This window comes from Oleiphilus sp. HI0079 (assembly GCF_001635105.1).
Window position 1 is genome coordinate 1 of record NZ_LWFT01000902.1, and the last position, 656, is coordinate 656.

Below are 656 nucleotides of genomic sequence, written 5' to 3' on the forward strand. Positions count from 1 at the left end.
CGAATTTGGTGTTAATGACTGGCAAGTCGTTACGCTTGTTCAAAAGACGGAGAATCCGGATATACATCGGGTAGAGGTACAAGTTTCGTTGATCGAGGAAGAATTTGATGAGCCGAGGCAGATTCGTTCTCTAACCGGATTTGTGGGTCGTTACTGATGTCGGGCTTGTGCATGCCGAAAAGGCTTGACCGGTATCATGGGTTTACCCTGCTTGAAGTATTGATAGCGATCGCTATTACCGCCCTTATCGGCTTAGGGTCATGGCAGTTACTGAATAGTGCAATTCGGACTTACGAGTTGGGGCAGGAAAGCTTGCAAGCCTTATCTGCTCTTCAGCGAGCACAATTGTCAATAGAGCGCGATTTTTCTCAGGTGTTACCTAGGGCTATTCGGGACGAGTTTGGAGATTATCAGGCCGCGATAAAAGATGGTGAAGATTTTTATACCGTTGAACTTACGCGCGCTGGCTGGCGCAACCCACTGCAACAAAAACGGTCAGAACTACAGCGAGTTGCTTACGAGCTAACAGATGGTGAGCTGTTGCGGCACCACTGGAAGGTGCTTGATCGCGCGCAGGACTCAGAGCCAACAACACGCCGTCTGTTAGAGGGGGTAGAGCGCTTTGAGATCGCTTACCTGAATGATAGTGATGCGTG

Annotated in this window: 2 protein-coding genes; both read left to right on the forward strand. The window is 49.4% G+C overall.

The window, feature by feature from the left end; translation table 11 throughout:
* On the forward strand, positions 1 to 157 hold a 157-nt coding region (locus tag A3750_RS27345), incomplete at its 5' end, for a type II secretion system protein (protein ID WP_197475096.1).
* Positions 158 to 171: 14 nt separating this feature from the next.
* A partial coding sequence (gene gspJ, locus A3750_RS16675) for a type II secretion system minor pseudopilin GspJ (protein WP_197475097.1) occupies positions 172 to 656 on the forward strand: 485 nt, incomplete at its 3' end.